This window comes from Photobacterium sp. Ph5, assembly GCF_022129445.1.
In the GTDB taxonomy this organism is placed as follows: domain Bacteria; phylum Pseudomonadota; class Gammaproteobacteria; order Enterobacterales; family Vibrionaceae; genus Photobacterium.
In genome coordinates, this window is the sequence record NZ_JADQAQ010000014.1 from 19,850 (window position 1) to 39,806 (window position 19,957).

General features: G+C 40.7%; 17 protein-coding genes. 4 read left to right on the forward strand and 13 right to left on the reverse strand.

Features of this window, described 5'->3' with window-relative positions:
* Positions 1-171: 171 nt before the first annotated feature.
* Positions 172-1,137, forward strand: coding sequence for a M23 family metallopeptidase (locus I3259_RS07535; RefSeq protein ID WP_238029060.1), 966 nt, complete (start codon positions 172-174; stop codon positions 1,135-1,137).
* 74 nt (positions 1,138-1,211) lie between these two features.
* On the opposite strand, the gene radA is transcribed toward I3259_RS07535, so the two are convergent.
* The gene (gene radA / locus I3259_RS07540; protein ID WP_238029061.1) at positions 1,212-2,606 is read right to left on the reverse strand and encodes a DNA repair protein RadA; all 1,395 of its coding nucleotides are present in this window, start codon (positions 2,604-2,606) and stop codon (positions 1,212-1,214) included.
* A 148-nt stretch (positions 2,607-2,754) separates the two neighbouring features.
* Here radA and I3259_RS07545 point away from each other — a divergent pair, with 148 nt between their 5' ends.
* On the forward strand, positions 2,755-5,106 hold the full coding sequence (locus I3259_RS07545; protein ID WP_238029062.1) for a PilZ domain-containing protein: 2,352 nt from the start codon (positions 2,755-2,757) through the stop codon (positions 5,104-5,106).
* Between the two features lie 91 nt (positions 5,107-5,197).
* Here the strand turns inward: I3259_RS07545 and serB are convergent, their stop codons facing one another.
* Positions 5,198-6,163 carry a phosphoserine phosphatase gene (serB, locus tag I3259_RS07550; protein ID WP_238029063.1) on the reverse strand — a complete coding sequence of 322 codons (966 nt, stop codon included), beginning with the start codon at positions 6,161-6,163 and terminating at the stop codon, positions 5,198-5,200.
* A 332-nt stretch (positions 6,164-6,495) separates the two neighbouring features.
* Here serB and I3259_RS07555 point away from each other — a divergent pair, with 332 nt between their 5' ends.
* Positions 6,496-7,110: an AhpA/YtjB family protein gene (locus tag I3259_RS07555; protein ID WP_238029064.1), complete on the forward strand. Its 615-nt coding sequence runs from the start codon at positions 6,496-6,498 to the stop codon at positions 7,108-7,110.
* Positions 7,111-7,199: 89 nt separating this feature from the next.
* Here I3259_RS07555 and deoD read toward each other — a convergent pair whose 3' ends face one another.
* From deoD to I3259_RS07585, 6 genes are all read right to left on the reverse strand, one after another.
* On the reverse strand, positions 7,200-7,922 hold the full coding sequence (gene deoD / locus I3259_RS07560) for a purine-nucleoside phosphorylase (RefSeq protein WP_238029065.1): 723 nt from the start codon (positions 7,920-7,922) through the stop codon (positions 7,200-7,202).
* 172 nt (positions 7,923-8,094) lie between these two features.
* Positions 8,095-9,315: a phosphopentomutase gene (locus tag I3259_RS07565; protein ID WP_238029066.1), complete on the reverse strand. Its 1,221-nt coding sequence runs from the start codon at positions 9,313-9,315 to the stop codon at positions 8,095-8,097.
* Between the two features lie 10 nt (positions 9,316-9,325).
* Positions 9,326-10,657 carry a thymidine phosphorylase gene (gene deoA / locus I3259_RS07570; protein ID WP_238029067.1) on the reverse strand — a complete coding sequence of 444 codons (1,332 nt, stop codon included), beginning with the start codon at positions 10,655-10,657 and terminating at the stop codon, positions 9,326-9,328.
* Positions 10,658-10,868: 211 nt separating this feature from the next.
* The gene (gene deoC / locus I3259_RS07575) at positions 10,869-11,645 is read right to left on the reverse strand and encodes a deoxyribose-phosphate aldolase (RefSeq protein WP_005369517.1); all 777 of its coding nucleotides are present in this window, start codon (positions 11,643-11,645) and stop codon (positions 10,869-10,871) included.
* 599 nt (positions 11,646-12,244) lie between these two features.
* Positions 12,245-13,534 carry a NupC/NupG family nucleoside CNT transporter gene (locus tag I3259_RS07580; RefSeq protein WP_238029068.1) on the reverse strand — a complete coding sequence of 430 codons (1,290 nt, stop codon included), beginning with the start codon at positions 13,532-13,534 and terminating at the stop codon, positions 12,245-12,247.
* A 225-nt stretch (positions 13,535-13,759) separates the two neighbouring features.
* Positions 13,760-14,536 carry a TatD family hydrolase gene (locus tag I3259_RS07585; protein WP_238029069.1) on the reverse strand — a complete coding sequence of 259 codons (777 nt, stop codon included), beginning with the start codon at positions 14,534-14,536 and terminating at the stop codon, positions 13,760-13,762.
* Positions 14,537-14,752: 216 nt separating this feature from the next.
* Here I3259_RS07585 and prfC point away from each other — a divergent pair, with 216 nt between their 5' ends.
* Positions 14,753-16,342, forward strand: a complete 1,590-nt coding sequence (gene prfC / locus I3259_RS07590) for a peptide chain release factor 3 (protein WP_238029070.1) — start codon at positions 14,753-14,755, stop codon at positions 16,340-16,342.
* Between the two features lie 74 nt (positions 16,343-16,416).
* Here prfC and rimI read toward each other — a convergent pair whose 3' ends face one another.
* The 5 genes from rimI to I3259_RS07615 all read right to left on the reverse strand — a co-directional run bounded on the left by rimI (position 16,417) and on the right by I3259_RS07615 (position 19,736).
* Positions 16,417-16,872: a ribosomal protein S18-alanine N-acetyltransferase gene (rimI, locus tag I3259_RS07595; protein ID WP_238029071.1), complete on the reverse strand. Its 456-nt coding sequence runs from the start codon at positions 16,870-16,872 to the stop codon at positions 16,417-16,419.
* The gene (locus I3259_RS07600; RefSeq protein WP_238029072.1) at positions 16,862-17,263 is read right to left on the reverse strand and encodes a DNA polymerase III subunit psi; all 402 of its coding nucleotides are present in this window, start codon (positions 17,261-17,263) and stop codon (positions 16,862-16,864) included. Before I3259_RS07600 ends, rimI begins: the two co-directional genes overlap by 11 nt.
* 169 nt (positions 17,264-17,432) lie before the next feature.
* Positions 17,433-18,530 (reverse strand): glycerol dehydrogenase, encoded by a 1,098-nt coding sequence (locus tag I3259_RS07605; RefSeq protein WP_238029073.1) that lies wholly within the window; start codon positions 18,528-18,530, stop codon positions 17,433-17,435.
* 191 nt (positions 18,531-18,721) lie between these two features.
* A complete protein-coding gene (locus I3259_RS07610; RefSeq protein ID WP_238029074.1) occupies positions 18,722-19,225 on the reverse strand; it encodes an N-acetyltransferase in 504 nt (167 codons plus the stop codon).
* Positions 19,215-19,736, reverse strand: a complete 522-nt coding sequence (locus I3259_RS07615) for an SCP2 domain-containing protein (protein ID WP_238029075.1) — start codon at positions 19,734-19,736, stop codon at positions 19,215-19,217. The genes I3259_RS07610 and I3259_RS07615 overlap by 11 nt, the downstream gene beginning before the upstream one ends.
* Between the last annotated feature and the right edge of the window lie 221 nt (positions 19,737-19,957).

The window sequence follows — 19,957 nt, forward strand, 5'->3', positions numbered from 1 at the left end:
AAAGAGCAGCTTCGGTTGCTCTTTTTTTTATGAATAAAAACAAGTGGGTAAGACCATAAAATAGCAAGACTGTTGCACAAATGAGAGATAGGAAACTAGCAATAATTAGCCTTAACACATAGACTCTAGCTTCAGAAATTGCTCAATGTGTATTCTTCCATGATGTTTTATATGAAATCTCTTGCTACCAAGCTACGTAAAAGTAATAAGAGAGCATTGCTAACTAATAGTTTTCGTTATATTGCTCTATGTCTACTTTGTGGCGCACTCACCTACAGCACACATGCCATATTTGAACTTTATATCTCCGTTCAAGACTCTCACCAGCAAGTATCTCAACTACGGAATAAAGCCTTAGAGCTCAGTGCGTCATTATCTGAAGAGACGGCTTTAAATAAAACGTTAAACGAGACAATCGAGCAAAAAAAACAAACGTTAAAAACATTAAATCAACGTATTGATGACATGGAAAATGTGTTGGGATTACGTGAGGACAATAAAGATCTCGACCTCCAAGATCGCGTTAATACCGCTGCGATTAATTCGGCGGTGAAAGCAACACTATTTCAACTTATTCCTAATGGTGAACCTACACCGAATGTACAATTAACATCGGGGTTTGGCACTCGTGTCCATCCGATTACTAAACAACGAAAAAGACACGATGGATTAGACTTTGCAGCCAAAACAGGGACACCTATTTATGCCCCAGCCGATGCGGTAATAGAAAAAGTGAACAGCAGCCAACATGGTTATGGCAATCAGCTGACTTTAAATCACACTATGGGCTTTGTGTCGACGTACTCTCATATGAGCAAATTTAATGTCAAAGCTGGGCAGTTTGTTAATAAAGGGGAGTTGATTGGCTGGACAGGAAATTCAGGCCTTTCAACAGGTCCACATCTCCATTATGAGATCCACTTTTTAGGTAAACCGTTAAATCCTCGCCCTTTTGTCGATTGGGATATTAAAAACTTCGATAGTATCTTTAAAAAAGAACCCAATGTGCAATGGACATCATTACTCAATACGGTAGGTAGTATGGTCAAAGTGCAGGTTCAACTCGCTTCTAAAAATCAAGAAGCAACATTTGAAACGGTGAATCAACCCAAATCAGCTCCTCACGCCACTAAGTAACAAGCTTTAACCATCAACCATAAAAAATGAGAAGCGGATCCTTTTTATTCAGAATCATCGCTTCTCACCCACTCTTAATTGATAAGATCTAATAGTTCATGAATAGTTTTTACGGGAGTGATCTTCGCCCCTAACCCTTCCATTGATTTATGGTAATTACGGAAAGGGATAAAAATCTCAGTAAAACCATGCTGCGCGGCTTCTTTTACCCGAGGTACACCACTATCGATCGGGCGTACATCACCGTTAAGGCTGAGCTCTCCCATAATGCACGTAGTACGCGGCACCACAAATTCATTAAGACTACTTAACAACGCAGCCACCAGCGCCAAATCAATACAGGTTTCTGACTCATCAATTTTCAAACCACCAACAATATTAAAAAAGGTATCGTGGTAAATCTTGGTCTTCGCATGTTTACGTAAGATCCCCGTTAGCATCTTAATCCGGTTCATATTCAAACCAACACAGACACGCTGTGGAAACTCACCTTCAGTTTCAGTGGTTAAACACTGGATCTCTAACAATAGATTACGATTACCTTTTCGAATACAAGTAATCGCAGAGCCTGAAGATTCCGTTGTTGAGCCAGATAAAAAGATCTCACTTGGATTATCAACACTAAGCATACCGCGCTCTGTCATACGGAAAATACCTACCGTATCAACATCACCAAAACGGTTTTTATTGGCACGCAATGTACGTACCTGCCCATCATTGGTATCAATGTGCAGCAGAGAATCGACAATGTGAACAAGCGTTTGAGGACCTGCAATCTCATTGTTTTTATTTACGTGTGCGATCAAAAACATCGTCACATTATTTTGTTTACAATACTGTGTAAGGGCTTGCGCTGCTGCTTTTACTTGCGATGGCGAACCCGGGCTACCATTAGCCAGTTCAGTAGATACCGCCTGAATGGAGTCAATAACCGCAAACTTGATTTGCTTAACTTCAAGCTCTGCGATGATGGCTTCAACACTGGTTTCCGCCATCAGATATAAATTATCTTCATTACAGTTCAGCTTTAGGCGATTGACACGGTTTTTAAACTGCGACAGTGATTCTTCTGCCGTACAGTAAAGTGATGGCATCAGTTGTGACATTCGAGCAACCAGATCAGACAACAGTGTTGTTTTACCCGCTCCCGGATCACCAGAAATAATATTAACCGAGCCTGTAGTTAAACCACCACACAACACACGATCAAGCTCACCAATCTCAGTCAGCATTTTTTCTGCTTCAACGGTTTCAACTTCGTGAAGTTTTTTCGAGCCGCCACCAATGATCCCCGCATAACCACCAACACTCGAACGAGCAGAAGTACTGGTTAACCCAGATTTCGTATTCGGTATGGTAAATTCAGTGATCGTATTCCACGATTTGCAACCAGAACATTGGCCTTGCCAACGAGCAAAGTCCATCCCACAATCACTACAAACGTATGCGCGTTTCGCTGCTTTTGCCATTCTCTATCCTAAATGTCTAACTCGTCGAATAAACAAGAATTTTTTTGATGTAAAACCCACTTCAAATGTCAGTTTTTATCACTTTACATTAAACTTTTGTCACCATAAGCAGATAATACTATCAGCGAATCTTTTAACAGAAAATAAAATGCAGTTGGACGATTACAAAGCACTCATAGAACAACTATTACCGGTTTATGGAAGTGAAGATTTCCACCAAGTTTTTGATAGTTTAACCAGTACCGAATCAGGGCCGATCAAACTCCGTATAAAAATGGAAATTAATCGGTTAATGACGCCATGCAAAAAAATTATTGATTTACGTGGTCGCGTAAAAGGCCAATGCCGCTCTTATATTTTCAATGGTCAAACCCATTGGCTTGATGATGTTGCTATCAATATTCTTCATCGTCGTAGCAAAGTGTTCAATAATCAATATTGCATTGGTCTCTATGAAGCATTGGTAAATACCCATAATGATTTTCGAGAATTACATCAACAAGGTGAGCGTGCCATATCAACAGAGAAAAAAGCCGCCCCAGAGTTATTTACCGCTAATTTGATCCGTTTTGGTCACTATCTCCATCGAGAAGAAAACCGATTACAAATTAGCACACCCGTGACTATCAGCATTCCTTTCAATCAACAGATCTGGGGAATGACAACTGATCTTTCATCATCAGGAGCTAAATTTAAAGTTCCCTCTGCATTTAGCTATCGGTTAGGACAAAGTATTGATGCTTATTTCCCACAATTAGCAAAAATACACAATGAGCCTCTTTTAGAACAACCTCATCGCTACCGTGTATTAGGGATTGATGATAATCCTGAAGATACTAGCTTTAAATGGCTACGTCTCATTGCACTAAGTGAAAATGAAGCGTTAAAGCAACTGATCATCGACAGTCAAAATAAAGGCCTACTACGCCATCGAAATAATCATGAAGATAAAATCATTCAGGCGCGTACCCAAGGCTACGAACACTGCTTCCTAAAACATACCGTAGGGCTACCTCTCTTTTTCTCTGATACTGATCTTAAATACGCTTTACTGACCGATCACAACCGTTATTTATGGCAATACTGGCATGATGAACGTAATCAGCCCGTGATCAATCAATTATTATCAGAGCAACGTATTGCTTCACTAGGGCATAAAGGGCTAAAGCAATCTAGCACCTTAATTTATTGTTTCCATCACGATCATCAAGGGCAACGCTATTTTTATTCAGCAGCCTTACCTGAAATGGACCAAGAGCAACGCCGTATTTTTTGGCAATTAGGCTCACACCGTGATAGTTGGCGAGTGATGCGGTTAACGGTTTATCCTTTACGTCAGCAAGAGCTTGAAAAGCTCAATGATGTTGCTCCTGAAATGATTGAGAAATTTCAAGACCTCACCCATGTGGGTGTACTGCAAGATATCACCCATAAAAATACCCAGTCAGATTACCGTTTAACACAAAAATCAACATTATCAAGCCAAGCGATCAATCCATTTAGGCATCCAAAAAATCCAATTTGTTTAGCTGAAGCGATCCATTTTGATCCCAAACCTCAACGCAGTGAATCACGTTTTAGCTATAAAACAACGATCTCGTTATATCAACAAGGGCAATTAATTAGCCATGGTCATTCGATCGACTTTTCGAGCCGTGGACTCAATATTAATCTTGATACGCCATTTCGCTGTAAAAAAGATGATCCCGTTACAATTAAATTTGAGCAGCTACAACGCTTAGCTAAGCTCGATATCTTGGGCAGAATGCCTTATCAAGTGATTCGTACTAGCCCTAACGGAAAAAATATCCAACTTACGATACGCGATAGTCAAGAATCACGTGTTGGTGAAAAGTTTTTACGTAAACTTATTCAAAGTAATGAAGAACGATTTTCCCTTTGTGAAGAACACCTGCCTTCTCCCGCAATGCTGCTCGCTATGCATCAAATGCTATTAACTCGTTTAAATAGCATTCCCTATTTCGCAGAAAAAATAGATCACAAAATAAAAGTCAAAGCTGTCGGATCGAACTTTCCACTGTCACCACTCGCTGACATTTTTTATCAACTGGGTGAGCAAAAACATTTTGAACTTGGTTTGCTATTTAAACGCCGAGTCAAAGAAATGTTAGCTTACCCAATGCGTCCGATCGAGAATGTACGTGAACCTTATGTTCATGAACTCTATATCGCTTTTGAACAAGTCGATGGCAAAATAAAACAGATCGCAGTCAAAGCCAGCTATGAATTTGACGATATTGAATCACGGGTTAGATTTATTTCATTGGCACGTAAAAGCGGTAGCTTTATTGCCATTCGCATCACAGCCTTACCTATTTTTAACCCTTTAACGGCATTAATTGGTGAAAAGCTCAGTGAATTAGCCCGTTTAACTCTCCATCGAGCACGAGCATTAGAAGCAGAGTTTATCTCTTTGATCGGTTGTGGAGAAATCTTTGATATAACGGATGAAGTGTTAGTTCGATTAGAGATCAGCTAATAACGCTACTGCTTACCCATTAAAAAAAGCCGTTAATCGTTTCCATAATCAATAGAAACAATCAACGGCTTTTTATCTATCTATAAATGGCTTACCAGCTTAGTCGTTGTGGTACGAGCGATGCTGATAATATACATAAAATACCACCCAGATCAGCGTGACGGATCACCGCAGGGGCTTGTTGTTCAACTTTGGGCTTCGCGTGATAAGCAATCCCTAAACCTGCCGCTTTCATCATCACCAGATCATTTGCTCCATCACCCACTGCCACCGTATTGTGGGGCTCAATATCATATCGCTCAGCAAGACCTTGCAAAATATTGGCTTTTGCTTGCGCATCTACCACATCACCAAGAACATTCCCGGTTAATTTACCATCAACGATTTCTAATTGATTAGAGAATGCCCCAACTAAATCTAACTCTTGCTGCAAATAATCAGAGAAATAAGTAAAACCACCAGAAGCAATCACGACTTTCCACCCATAAGCATGCAATGTTGCCACGACTTCACGCATTTCAGGCATCAAGGGTAAGTTCTCTTTTACTTGTGCCAATATCGCTTCATCGGCACCTGCGAGAGTACCAACACGTTGACGCAGACTCTGCTCAAAATCGAGTTCACCTTGCATCGCGCGCTCTGTCACTTCAGCGACTTGCTCTCCCACACCAGCTAGCTTAGCGATTTCATCAATACATTCAATTTGAATTGCAGTAGAGTCCATATCGAAAACAACTAAGCCTGGCTCAATTAGATCAGGAAGATCGGAAAGTTGGAAATAATCTAATTGTAATTCAGCCAGTGTTTGCTCTGCTTGCTCTGTTAGATCATTGGCGATCGTGAAAACATCATAAGATCCCACTTTCCAGCCAGCCAGTAATTGAAGATCTCCGTGTACCGCACTATTTAATAATTCAACATCATAATGGCTAATATTTTTCCCATAAAATAACCATTGCGCTTGGCGTTTATCACCATTGGTTACCGTTAATAGTTGTGGGAAACGTTTATACAGCGTGGGGTGTTTTTTTATTTTCAGCACGTACTCAATATCCATATTATTTATCCTAAAAGTAACTTATTGCTATATTACGATGATTTTAATGCCAATATCGTAATAATGGTGCAACTTGTCGCTACTTCTTTACAAACTACCGATACTGATAGTGAAGAGCAACCCAAAATGTTACTAAACTGTAATAAAACATAGTTAATTTTCACTTGTTTATCTTAAATAAATACAATAAAAAGAGTAATTATTTATGACTAAAAACCATCCTGTATGTTTAACTATTTGTTTTTTATTATAATAACCCCAATGAACAAGAATATTCTTAACTACTTCATTATCGTGTAAAATACCACCAGAACACAGCAAAGGTTAACTCGATGATAAAGTGGAAAAAGAAACGCTGGCAACATCTAGGACGGCTTTCTGTTCTCCTATTATGTAGCTTGGCATTAATTGGAATGCTGGAATACGGCGCGCTCTTAACCCAGCGTAATTACCAAATGCTAAGTGAACAAACTCAAACATTATCACGCATGTTAGTACGTCAAGCAGCAGAAAATGCAGCCAGTAATATTACGGATAATAACCAAGATCAACTGCAAGAATTGGTGAATAATTTATCCGATGAGCCTTTAATTTTAGATGCGAGTATCTACAATATTGAAGGTGTGACCTTGGCGAAAACCGATAAATCAATGCCATTGACGCAACTAACCGGGCTATCCACACCACTGGCGATGGCAAGTATTGGTCGCCAACAAATTGTTCAGCCTATTTTTGCTAATAAACATGTGATTGGCTTTGTTCGTATTACGCTTGAACACAATAAACTATTAGCGCATGCAAAAAGCCAAATTGAATACATGACCAGTATTATTCGTGGCTTGATCCTCGTTGCATTAATGATTGGCTTGCTATTAGCTCTCACCTTTGGTCGTCGAAAAGATATTTGGCATTTCCCGTTTTTACTTACGGCAAACGCGAAAGACTAAATACGGTTATTAATCACAGAAAAATTAATAATATAAAAAAACGGAAACAGCGCGAACTGTTTCCGTTTTTTGTGCTTAATCAGTAAAGATTATGCTTCTGCATCACCTAGGATCACAGAATCTAACGCGATTTCGATCATCTCGTTGAATGTCAATTGACGCTCTTCCGATGTTGTTGCTTCGCCACGTAGGATATGATCAGAAACAGTACAGATAGTTAGTGCTTTAGCACCAAACTCAGCTGCAACACCATAGATACCCGCCGCTTCCATCTCAACACCAACGATGCCGTACTTATCCATTGTTTTGAAGAATTCAAAATCAGGATTGTAGAACAGATCAGCAGAGAAGATATTACCCACTTTAACAGGGATACCTTTCGCTTTTGCTGCATCTACCGCATTTTGTACCATGCCGAAATCAGCAATCGCTGCAAAGTCATGACCGCCAAAACGAATACGGTTTACTTTAGAATCTGTTGATGCACCCATACCGATAACAACATCACGCAAGTTAACGTCATCACGTACAGCACCACAACTACCCACACGAATGATCTTCTTCACACCAAAATCTTTAATTAATTCTGTTGCGTAGATAGAACATGATGGAATACCCATACCGTGACCCATAACAGAGATCTTGCGACCTTTGTATGTGCCAGTGAAGCCTAACATACTACGTACATTACATACTTCTTTAGCATCTTCTAGGAAAGTTTCTGCGATGTATTTAGCACGTAGCGGATCGCCCGGCATTAAAACTACATCTGCAAAATCACCCATTTCAGCATTAATATGTGGAGTAGCCATAGTTGTATCCTTTTCCTATTTTTAGTTAGCTGTCAGTGTTAAAAATTAATCACTAACGTTTAGCTAAACATGCTGTGATTGCTTGGCATTATAAAGTGGAAAATGCTAAACAATCATGTCTTTTTTATAATAAATAAGGGTAAATAAGATTTACCCTTATTTTTAATTTGAGTTATAGAAACGACTTACCGTATTCCATATCTGTTGTACCAAAGTACTCAGCTAGGCTCTGACCAATATCAGCAAAGCTTTCACGTAAACCTAATGAACCAGGCTTAATCTTTGGTCCTGAAACAAGCACAGGAATATGTTCGCGGGTATGATCAGTACCTGGCCATGTTGGATCACAACCGTGATCGGCGGTAATGATCAGTACATCGTCACATTGAAGTAACGCTAAAATCTCAGGAAGACGGCGATCGAAGTACTCAAGCGCTGCAGCATAACCCGCAACATTACGACGGTGACCGTAGGCTGAATCAAAATCAACAAAGTTAGTAAATACGATAGTGTTGTCACCCGCTTGTTTAATTTGTTCAAGTGTCGCATCAAATAAAGCCGGAATACCTGTCGCTTTTACTTTGCTTGAAATACCACAGCCTGCATAGATATCGGAAATTTTACCAATCGATACTACTTCGCCTTGTTTTTCATCAACAAGCTTTTGCAGAATTGTTGCTGCTGGCGGCTCAAGCGACAAGTCACGGCGGTTACCCGTACGTTCAAATTGACCTTTTCCAGCACCAATGAACGGGCGCGCAATAACACGGCCAATGTTATAATCTTCTAGCTCTTCACGCGCAATTTGGCAAAGTTCTAATAGGCGCTCTAAACCGAATGTTTCTTCATGACACGCAATTTGGAAAACAGAGTCAGCAGATGTGTAGAAGATAGGCATGCCCGTCTTCATATGTTCTTCGCCTAAATCATCAAGCACTTGTGTACCTGATGCATGACAGTTACCTAAGAAACTCTCTAAGCCTGCACGAGCAAGAATGCGATCGGTCAGTTCTTTAGGGAAACTGTTTTCTTTATCGCTAAAATAACCCCACTCAAACAATACAGGCACACCTGCAATTTCCCAGTGACCTGACGGGGTATCTTTACCTGAAGAAAGCTCTTGCGCATAACCATAAGCACCAGTGATCTCAGAGTTTGGATCCATGCCATCTGGAAAACTACCGCATGATTCTTCACACGCTTTTGCTAAACCAAGCTTGGTTAAATTAGGTAAGTGTAATGGACCGTTGCGATCGCCATTATTGGCTTCGCCACGCGCACACGCCTGTGCAATATGACCTAAGGTATTTGCACCTACATCACCAAATTTATCCGCGTCTGCTGAGGCACCAATACCAAAAGAATCTAGTACTAAAATAATTGAACGTTTCATTGTTACTCCATTACACATCTTGTTTGCTGATACGACGGTAAACTTCAGGGGTCGATTCAGGTTTAGTATCATTCACCGTAATATTACTGCGAATCGCTTTCGCTGCTTCTTCCCATTGCGCTTCAGTACGAGCATGTACCATTGCAAGAGGAGTATCAGCGTAAACTTCATCACCTAAACGGATCATGTCACTAAAACCAACCGCATAATCAATATTATCGCTAGCAACACGACGACCACCACCCATGCCTACAACGGCCATACCTAAGCCACGAGTATCCATAGCATGAGCAAAGCCTGTTGTTTCAGCAAATACTGGTTTTACAATCTCAGCTTTCTCTAAATAGTTGTCATAGTTTTCGATAAAATCAGTAGGGCCACCTAAGCCAGCTACCATTTTACCAAAACGCTCAGCGGCTTGACCGTTATCCAATACTGTTTGCAGCTTTGCTCGCGCTTGTTGAGTATCAGCCGCTAACTTGCTGATCAATAACATTTCTGCACACAATGCCATTGTTACTTCAAACAATCGAGGATTACGGTATTCACCGGTTAGAAACTGTACCGCTTCGCGTACTTCAACAGCATTACCCGCACTTGATGCTAAGACTTGGTTCATGTCCGTTAACAATGCAGATGTACAAGTGCCAGCACCATTTGCGACAGCTACAATTGATTTTGCTAGATCTTCAGATGCTTGGTACGTTGGCATAAAAGCGCCAGAGCCCACTTTGACATCCATCACTAAATAATCGAGTCCTGCTGCTAGCTTCTTCGACAAAATAGACGCAGTGATCAATGAGATATTATCAACCGTTGCAGTAACGTCACGAGTTGCGTACACACGTTTATCCGCTGGCGCTAAATCACCTGTCTGGCCAATAATCGCCACACCGGCTTCTTTAGTTACTTTACCGAACACCTCATTAGTTGGTGTGATATTATAACCAGGAATAGCTTCTAATTTATCTAATGTGCCACCTGTATGGCCTAAACCTCGACCTGAGATCATTGGCACATAACCACCACATGCTGCGACCATAGCACCTAACATCAATGAAGTGACATCACCTACACCACCCGTTGAGTGCTTATCAACAATAGGACCATCAAAATGCATGTATCCCCAATCAATCACCATGCCTGAATCACGCATCGCACAAGTTAAGGCAACACGCTCATCCATCGTCATATCATTAAAATAGATAGCCATTGCAAATGCCGCGATTTGGCCTTCAGAGACGGTATTTTTCGCCACACCTTGAATGAAAAAGTTAATTTCATCGGCGGTTAATTCAATATTGTCACGTTTTTTACGAATAATTTCTTGAGGTAAGTACATGCTGATCCTCTTGTTTTTAATTCAGCGAAGTAGGGATTACCAATGCTTTAATTATTTTTCGTTTTGCTTTATTTCTAAATTTTAGGTGCAAAAAAGGCAACAACCACGAAAACGCAGTGCTGGAAAAACCAATTAAAGAATTAGTACGACATTAATAATGCCGCCAGAGAGTTAAAAACAAGGTGGTATTTCACCACCTTGTTTAAAGGTATTAGTAGCCGCCTTGCGCTGCTTCTTCACCTTCACCTAATGTGTGTAACAAGTTAGCAAGTAAGCTTGATGCACCAAAACGGTAGTGGCGGCTATCAGCCCACTCAGCACCAAGAATATCATCAGCCATTGCTAGATATTGTTGTGCATCTTCAGCGGTGCGAACACCACCTGCAGGCTTAAAGCCAACTGTTTTTGCAACACCCATATCTTTGATCACGTTAAGCATGATTTGTGCGTATTCTGGTGTCGCATTAACAGGTACTTTACCGGTTGAGGTTTTAATAAAATCAGCACCCGCTTTAATTGAAATTTCAGATGCTTGTTTAATTAGTGCTTCTGTTTTTAGCTCACCTGTTTCAATGATAACTTTAAGCAACACGTTATCGCCACACGCCGCTTTACATTGCTTCACTAGTTCAAAACCAACATCTGCATTACCAGCCATAAGTGCGCGGTATGGGAATACTACGTCTACTTCGTCAGCACCGTAAGCCACCGCCGCTTTCGTTTCAGCAACAGCAATCTCGATATCATCATTACCGTGTGGGAAGTTAGTTACCGTTGCAATACGTACATCTGGCGTACCTTGCTCACGTAGTTGCTTTTTCGCTACTGGGATAAAGCGAGGGTAAATACACACTGCTGCAGTATTACCAACCACTGTTTTTGCATTTTTACAAAGCTCGATCACTTTTGCGTCAGTGTCGTCATCGTTCAGTGTTGTTAAATCCATTAATTTAAGTGCACGTAGTGCAGCAGTTTTTAAATCGCTCATGACTATCTCCAGTCGTAATATTACATTTAAAGCGCTTAGCTATAAGGCTCTAAATATCAGTATAAACGAAGGTAAAGCGCTAATAATTATTCATTAGGCTACCGAATACAGTAAAAATTACTGCAACAAATGAGCGGACTTGATTCCTTGAAGTTTCAGTAAGTAAATACTTACTAAATGACTTATCCCTATTCCCGCGTAAGAGCCGCTCAACTTGCCTGCTCTTACAAAATCGCTGTATTTGCTAGGCTCAATAATAGCAAGACCGTCGTCTTTCGCCTATCAAACTTATGTTTCCACCAGTGGATAATGTGTTTACTAAAATAGAGAATCAGAAACAGTTAATGAACACATTTCATTGTCATTATATTGCTTCTACCCCTGATACTACCTGTATCCACACCCTGATAATCAGTAGCGTAAGAATAGCAGAGTGAAATTTAAGAAAAGGGAACGCAATCGATTTTATGAAGTTAATTTAGAACATGAGTCATAATGTTTACCTTTACTGTTGATTGCCTTTTATCTGCTAAATACAAGCATAAAAAAACGCCTCAATTTTCATTGAGGCGTTCTTCTTTAGGCAGTTATCTCAACAATTACATTGCTAAAGAGATAAACAAACCAGCGATTGTTGCAGACATTAAGTTAGATAATGTACCTGCTGCTACCGCTTTCATACCAAAGCGAGCGATTTCTGCACGGCGGCTTGGAGCAAGGCCACCTAGACCACCTAATAGGATTGCAACCGATGATAGGTTTGCGAAACCACATAGTGCGAATGAGATGATAGCTTTCGTCTTCTCAGTCATTGCAACACCTGTTTGTGCTACAACCATACCGCCGTCAGCCACATCTTTTAGGTATGGTGCAAAGTTTAAGTAAGCAACGAATTCGTTAACAACAATCTTCTGACCGATGAATGAACCTGCCACTTGTGCTTCACCCCATGGCACACCGATTAGGTAAGCTAATGGTGCAAATACGTAACCAAGAATAAGTTCAAGTGTCAGCTCAGGCATACCAAACCAACCACCGATACCACCAAGCATACCGTTAATTAGAGCAATCAAACCGATGAATGCTAGAAGCATTGCACCTACGTTTAGCGCAAGTTGCATACCAGACGATGCGCCTGCTGCTGCTGCGTCAATAACGTTAGCTGGCTTTTCAACGCCTTCTTCATCATCGCCAGCAAGCTGCTCTACAGGCTGCTCTGTTTCTGGCTTGATGATTTTAGCAAATAGTAAACCACCAGGGGCTGCCATGAATGATGCTGCAATTAGGTACTCTAGCGGAACACCCATTGATGCGTAACCTGCAAGTACACCACCTGCAACTGATGCCAAACCACCACACATTACTGCAAATAGCTCAGACTGAGTCATTTTAGGAATGAATGGACGAACAACTAGTGGCGCTTCTGTTTGACCAACGAAAATGTTCGCTGTCGCTGACATAGATTCAGCGTGAGAAGTACCCAATACTTTACGCAGACCACCACCTAGAATATTGATAACAACTTGCATCACACCTAGGTAGTAAAGAACACTGATCAACGCGGAGAAGAAAACGATAACAGGAAGAACGCGTAGGGCGAATACAAAGCCGCCACCACCGAACACTTCAAACATTTTGTCCGATGTTAGACCGCCAAATAGGAAATTGATACCGTCATTACCATAAGCAATAACATTAGCAACTGCCTGAGACATGCCATACAGCACATCACGACCAACGGGTACATAAAGAACAAATGCACCTAATAAAAATTGGATCGCGAACGCGCCTCCAACAGTACGTAGATTAATTGCTTTACGGTTGTCTGATAGAAGTACTGCAATAAGTAGCAGAACAACCATCCCAACCAGGCTCATAAACATGCTCATGGTTTATGTCTATCCTATTAAGTTAAGTTTGGCGTCTCGACAATTCGGCTCTATAAGAGTCCGGCGCATTATACCCATCGATGCGCGGACAAAGTAATGCTAACTTCACAATTTTGGTGCCATAAACATGAAAGAGTTAACCACTCTGTGAAGGTCATCACAAAACATTCCCACAAGAAAGCAAACGTTTTACGCAATCGTTTGTCTTTTGTACCAACATCACGGTTAGAATTTATATAGTTCATGTGCAGTTAAGGTTGTTACATCGATGACTTGTTCTATTTTTATCCCTTTAAGTAGAGCAACAGACTGCGCGATATAAATTAAACGCTCAGGTCTATTAGGTAAACCTTGAAAGCCACACACAGGCATATCTGGTGCATCGGTTTCTAGCACAATCGCTGAAAGTGGTAATTTTGCGATAGTCTCTCGCGTTTTTTTCGCCCGCTCATAGGTAATGGTGCCACCAACACCAATTTTTAATCCTAAGTCGAGTAGCTGAACCGCTTGCTGATAACTGCCACTAAACCCATGATAAACTCCACCTTGAGACGGTGTATCAATTTTTATAGCTCGAACTAATTCTGGAAAGGCTTTGCGACAATGCAAGATAACAGGCAGTTGATAATCATTGGCTAGCTGTAATTGTGCTTGTAACCATGTTTGCTGTAATTCTCTATTTACTGTTTCAATGGCAAAATCTAATCCACACTCTCCCACTGCAACACACTTTGTATCCGATTGTTGAAGTGCATTTCTCAGTTCAAGGTTTAAACGCTGACAAACATCATCAACATGTTCGGCACTAAAGAAAGGATGAATGCCTAAGCCATAATAAAGATCAGAATAGCGCTGACATAACTGTTGTACTTTACTCCAATTCGATTGTCCTACTGTTGGGATCACAATTTGCTGTATCCCTCCCTCTTTTGCCAACATTAGTGCTTGCTTTGGATCATCACTAAAGGGTGGGAAATCAAAATGGCAGTGGGTATCTATCATAAATATTCCTGTAGTAATTAATACGTAGATAGTGATGATTCAATATAAGCTTAATATTATTTCTACCTACTATTAATGATTCTTATACACCTAGATTGAGTCTCGCGCTAAAATCAGCGACAATAAGTAATAACTCACTCCATTCATTCTGTTCTGTTGCTTTGCTTGATGTAATACGGCAGCAACGGAGTACTTTTATTAAAAAAGAACACGCTAATGTCGCAAACTCAGTTTCAGGGCGAAGTATCTAAACGTCGTACTTTCGCTATCATCTCTCACCCCGATGCGGGTAAGACCACCATTACTGAAAAAGTACTGTTATTCGGAAACGCTATCCAAAAAGCCGGTACAGTAAAAGGTCGTGGTTCAAACCAACACGCCAAGTCAGACTGGATGGAGATGGAAAAAGAACGTGGTATCTCGGTAACTACATCTGTAATGCAGTTCCCATATAACGAGTGCCTAGTAAACCTTCTTGATACTCCCGGACACGAAGACTTCTCTGAAGATACTTACCGTACCCTAACCGCTGTTGACTCATGTTTAATGGTTATCGATGCGGCAAAAGGTGTCGAGGATCGTACCCGTAAGTTAATGGAAGTTACGCGTCTACGTGATACACCGATTGTTACTTTCATGAACAAATTGGACCGTGATATTCGTGATCCAATGGAGCTTCTTGATGAAGTAGAAAATGAATTAGGTATGGCTTGTGCCCCTATTTCATGGCCTATTGGTTGTGGTAAAGAATTCAAAGGTGTTTACCATATTCATCGTGATGAAACGATCTTGTACAGCACAGGTCAAGGCCACACAATTCAAGAACAACGTATCATTAAAGGGTTAGAAAACCCGGATCTTGATGAAGCAATTGGTGCAGATCTTGCCGAACAACTTCGTGAAGAGCTTGAACTTGTGATGGGCGCATCAAATGAATTTGATGAAGAGCTATTTTTAGCCGGCGAGCTAACACCGGTATTTTTCGGTACCGCACTGGGTAACTTTGGTGTTGACCATATGCTTGATGGCTTAACAGCATGGGCCCCAGCACCACTTCCTCGCCAAGCTAATGAGCGTGAAGTTGAAGCAACGGAAGAGAAATTTTCTGGCTTCGTATTTAAGATCCAAGCAAACATGGATCCTAAACACCGCGACCGTATTGCCTTTATGCGTATTGTATCGGGTACTTACACCCAAGGTATGAAGATGAACCATGTTCGTACGGGCAAAAACGTAAGTATCTCTGATGCGGTAACGTTTATGGCGGGTGACCGCTCTCGCGCAGAAACGGCTTATGCAGGTGATATTATCGGCCTACATAACCACGGTACAATTCAAATTGGTGATACCTTCACTCAAGGTGAAAGTCTGAAGTTCGCTGGTATTCCTAACTTCGCACCAGAATTGTTCCGTCGTATTCGCCTTAAAGATCCACTAAAGCAAAAGCAACTATTAAAAGGTCTGGTACAGCTTTCAGAAGAAGGTGCGGTACAGGTATTCCGTCCATTACAAAACAACGATTTGATCGTTGGTGCCGTTGGTGTACTTCAGTTTGATGTGGTTGTTGCCCGTCTTAAAGCTGAATATAACGTTGAAGCGATCTATGAAGGCGTTAACGTTGCAACGGCGCGTTGGGTTGAGTGTAATGACGTGAAAAAACTCGAAGAGTTTAAACGTAAGAACCAATCTAACCTTGCACTAGATGGTGGCGATAACCTCTCTTATATCGCACCAACGATGGTTAACTTAAACCTTGCAAAAGAGCGTTTCCCTGAAGTTGATTTCCGTGCGACTCGTGAGCACTAATCACCTCAGCTAGATAGAACAAAGCCGAGCATCACGCTCGGCTTTTTAATATCACTTGATCACTGATTCTGGACTTAGCCAAAAGGCATAAACATATACGCCATGATCAAGGCATCTTCACGCCCATTTTCCGTTGGGTAATAATCAACACGGCGGTTAGTTTCATTAAAGCCTGTTGCTTCATAAAGTTTGTACGCACCGGTATTACTTTCGCGGACTTCTAACCAAATCTCTTCCGCTTGCTTGGCTTCTAACGCATCAATAAAGCCATTAAGTAATACTTTGCCATATCCCTTTCGTTGATGTGCTGGATCAATTGCAATATTTAATAGCGTTCCTTCACCTGCCACTAATTGACCAAAGCAGTAACCCACTACCTGATCATCAATAACTAACACATAGTTTGCTGCAATACGATTTGGCTCTTTACGGATCATCGACTCAGCCCATGGAAATGCATGAGCTGCTTGTTCAATACGCCAAACATCATCAACATGTTGGGTGTCTAACGGAATAATTTTATGCGTCATAACTACAAATCTGTTGCCATAATGCTTTCTTCGATGAAGGATCATTATGCATTAAGTGTAAAGATACGGAATTTAATACCTGACAGCCTGTAGGGTGCGCCCCTTGGCAACCAGCAAACCAACACCACGTTAAGTAATGCTCACCGACTTGCTCAACGGCTTCAAGAGGCAAGCATAATGCTTGTTCTGGTGTTAGTTTCATACTGCTCAGGATCCGTCCGAAAAGCCAGGCATCATGCTCATTAAGCTCATCATTAGTCACAAGCAGTAACTTGCAATGTTCAGGAAGATCGATGACTGGGATCTCTTGATTGGGAAATATTTCAGGCTTTCTGACCTGCCAATAAGTCAGCCCCATTTCTTGTAGAACCTGAATATCACGCTGTTTCATTCCACACCTGCTATCTTATCTATCAATCACGGTATGATATTTACATACTATGAAGATCAATGAGCGCAGATCCTACCAAATTACGTATCGGTTGTACTCATAAACTCTTATCAAAAATCAGAGATAAAAAAATACCGACTCTAGGTCGGTATTTTTCATCACATTCAACTTAATCGTGATAACGTTGTGCTAATTCATTGGCCGCAATCACCGCTTGATACACTTGCTCAGCACTTACAGCAATAGGCATATTGCCCATCGAATTGTTAGGCGAACAAGCAATATCAACAACGTCTCGCCAATCTGACTCTATAAACTCATCAATACCAAAGTCAGCCAATGTTAATGGTAACCCTGCAGTTTTAATCACATAAATAACATTCTCGATTTCTTCGATATCGGCTTTTTCAAGCATCAATTGCACTAACAAGCCAAATGCTACTTTTTCACCGTGTTGAATATGATTAAATTTCTCAAGTGACGACATGCCATTACAAATCGCATGGGCGCATGCAATACCGCCTGATTCTGCCGCCACACCACTTAAATAAACAATGGCTTCCACCATCTCTTCTAACGCTGGTGTAACTTCCTGACGACGTACGGCTTGCATTGCCATTTCAACGTTATCTACAATCAGCTCATAACACATCAATGCCATACCTAATCCGGTACGAGATACTCGGGTTTTCACTAAATTTAAACTCGCGGCATAACAACAAGCGCGAGTTTCAAAAAAGGTCGCTAGCGCATCACCAATACCCGCGGCAAAATATTTTTCCGGTGCTTGAGCGATAAGTCGAGTATCTGCTAATACCACATCAGGGTTTTGCGGTAATAACAAGTAACGATCAAATTCACCGCTCTCTTTATAGATAACAGACACGGCGGTACAAGGTGCATCACTTGACGCTATTGTTGGGAAGATCACCACAGATGTATTGCTATAATGCGCAACAGCTTTTGCTACATCCATGGTTTTACCGCCACCAATACCAACAACAACATTTGCATTTTGTGCTGTTACTATCTTACGTAAACGTTCAATTTCGTTATCAGTGCATTCATATTGAAATTTCTCGCTACATGCCTTGATCCCCGCTTGCTCTAAACAAGGCATCGCGTCTTGTTGAACACGATCTACAATAAAATCATCACAAATCAATAAGGCATTATTACCAAAGTCTTTTATAAAAACATCAAGTTGAGACAGTAAATCTTGACCAATAATGAATTTTTTTGGCGATGTGATACTGCGAGGGATCATCGGTGACAGTCCTAATCATATATTTATATGAGTAATAAATTATCACGATGTAGTAATTAGCTATATGCAAAAATTAGATATCTTACTTCTCAATACTAATCATTTTAAAACATAAAAAAGCACAGCGTGAGTTAGCTGTGCTTTCATTATAAGACGTTAGAGTATTAATCGATACATACCCATACTCATCTTTACAGTGTGTTAAATTCACGACAATATTCAACAGTACCTTGATATTGCGAGACTGATTCAGGTAGAACTTCATATACCATAAATGCCTCTTCTGTATCAGGCCAAACGCATGTTAGTTGATGATCTAACGCTTTTTGAAAATCTGCTTTGGTGTAATATTCAGGATGACCTAACACCACAATTGCAGGGTAATCAAAATCAGCTAATACACTTTTCGCTTCTTCGATTAGTGCTAAACCAATGCCTTGCTGTTGATAATCTTCTCGTACAGCTAAAGGGGCAAGACCTTGCCAATTAGTATCTATACCGTTAACCGTTACAGGGCTAAAAAAAGCGTGGCCTACCACTTCGCCGTCATCATTACATGCCACCAGCGATAAGGTTCGATTACCATTCTCGCGTAACGCCATAACAAGTTTAGCTTCAGCATCAGTGGGGAATACGGTTTTTAATAGCGTATCAATCGTTAAGATATCAGCAGGAGCTTCGGATCTAATGAGCATTTAAGGCCTCTTGGGCAGCACTGTGATCATGCATACCTTGATGAATGAAATCAGCAGATTGCTGCAAAATAAATTTCACAGGAGCAGGTAGAGAATCAAGATCGATACTATCCATCAAGTTTTTAACTTCTAGCCCTAACTCAGTATCACCTTCAATTCGAAGACGACGTTGGAAGAACAGTGTATCAGGATCTTCCTTGCGTGCAGCAATAAGTACTAAATCATTACACTCGCCACTAAAACTGACGTCTTCTTGTTCACAAGACTCAGCCACAACCAGTTTTTCATCTTCGTAGCTAATAAACCACTGTAAACCTAAATCACGTACTTCAACTTTTAGCCAGCGATCTTCTAAAAACTCAAAATCACCATCCTCTAGTGCTTCTTTGAAAACCATAGCTAATCCTTCCAGCATCACTTTTTTCTGAAGCGAAAAAGGTGTCAATTTTGCTGGTACACGCAGTAATGAAGGGCCATGTTGAACGAGTTGTTTTCGAAGTTGAGCAATCACTATGATTTATTCCTGTTAAAAATCGCACTTAGTCTTCGATTGTATGGCAAGATCACTATTTCGTTTTATGCCTTGAGTCAAAAAAAATGCTTCTGTTTTAGCAAAGTTGATAATAATTTTCGCTATGTTAGGCGTATTCGAGTTAGAGTACATTAATGAATAAAAAATGTGATTGCCTACTATTAAGCAATGTACATATCTGCACCAATTATGGAGAGTGG

Coding starts and splice junctions, on each gene's coding strand:
- serB (WP_238029063.1), bottom strand. CDS start 6,163: ATGGATATTGAGTACGTGCTGAAAATAAAAAAACACCCCACGCTGTAT.
- I3259_RS07565 (WP_238029066.1), bottom strand. CDS start 9,315: ATGAAACGTTCAATTATTTTAGTACTAGATTCTTTTGGTATTGGTGCC.
- I3259_RS07605 (WP_238029073.1), bottom strand. CDS start 18,530: ATGATCCCTCGCAGTATCACATCGCCAAAAAAATTCATTATTGGTCAA.
- deoA (WP_238029067.1), bottom strand. CDS start 10,657: ATGTACTTACCTCAAGAAATTATTCGTAAAAAACGTGACAATATTGAA.
- I3259_RS07600 (WP_238029072.1), bottom strand. CDS start 17,263: ATGAAACAGCGTGATATTCAGGTTCTACAAGAAATGGGGCTGACTTAT.
- deoD (WP_238029065.1), bottom strand. CDS start 7,922: ATGGCTACTCCACATATTAATGCTGAAATGGGTGATTTTGCAGATGTA.
- I3259_RS07585 (WP_238029069.1), bottom strand. CDS start 14,536: ATGATAGATACCCACTGCCATTTTGATTTCCCACCCTTTAGTGATGAT.
- I3259_RS07545 (WP_238029062.1), top strand. CDS start 2,755: ATGCAGTTGGACGATTACAAAGCACTCATAGAACAACTATTACCGGTT.
- I3259_RS07610 (WP_238029074.1), bottom strand. CDS start 19,225: ATGCTCATTAGATCCGAAGCTCCTGCTGATATCTTAACGATTGATACG.
- I3259_RS07580 (WP_238029068.1), bottom strand. CDS start 13,534: ATGAGCATGTTTATGAGCCTGGTTGGGATGGTTGTTCTGCTACTTATT.
- I3259_RS07555 (WP_238029064.1), top strand. CDS start 6,496: ATGATAAAGTGGAAAAAGAAACGCTGGCAACATCTAGGACGGCTTTCT.
- I3259_RS07535 (WP_238029060.1), top strand. CDS start 172: ATGAAATCTCTTGCTACCAAGCTACGTAAAAGTAATAAGAGAGCATTG.
- radA (WP_238029061.1), bottom strand. CDS start 2,606: ATGGCAAAAGCAGCGAAACGCGCATACGTTTGTAGTGATTGTGGGATG.
- prfC (WP_238029070.1), top strand. CDS start 14,753: ATGTCGCAAACTCAGTTTCAGGGCGAAGTATCTAAACGTCGTACTTTC.
- deoC (WP_005369517.1), bottom strand. CDS start 11,645: ATGAGCGATTTAAAAACTGCTGCACTACGTGCACTTAAATTAATGGAT.
- rimI (WP_238029071.1), bottom strand. CDS start 16,872: ATGACGCATAAAATTATTCCGTTAGACACCCAACATGTTGATGATGTT.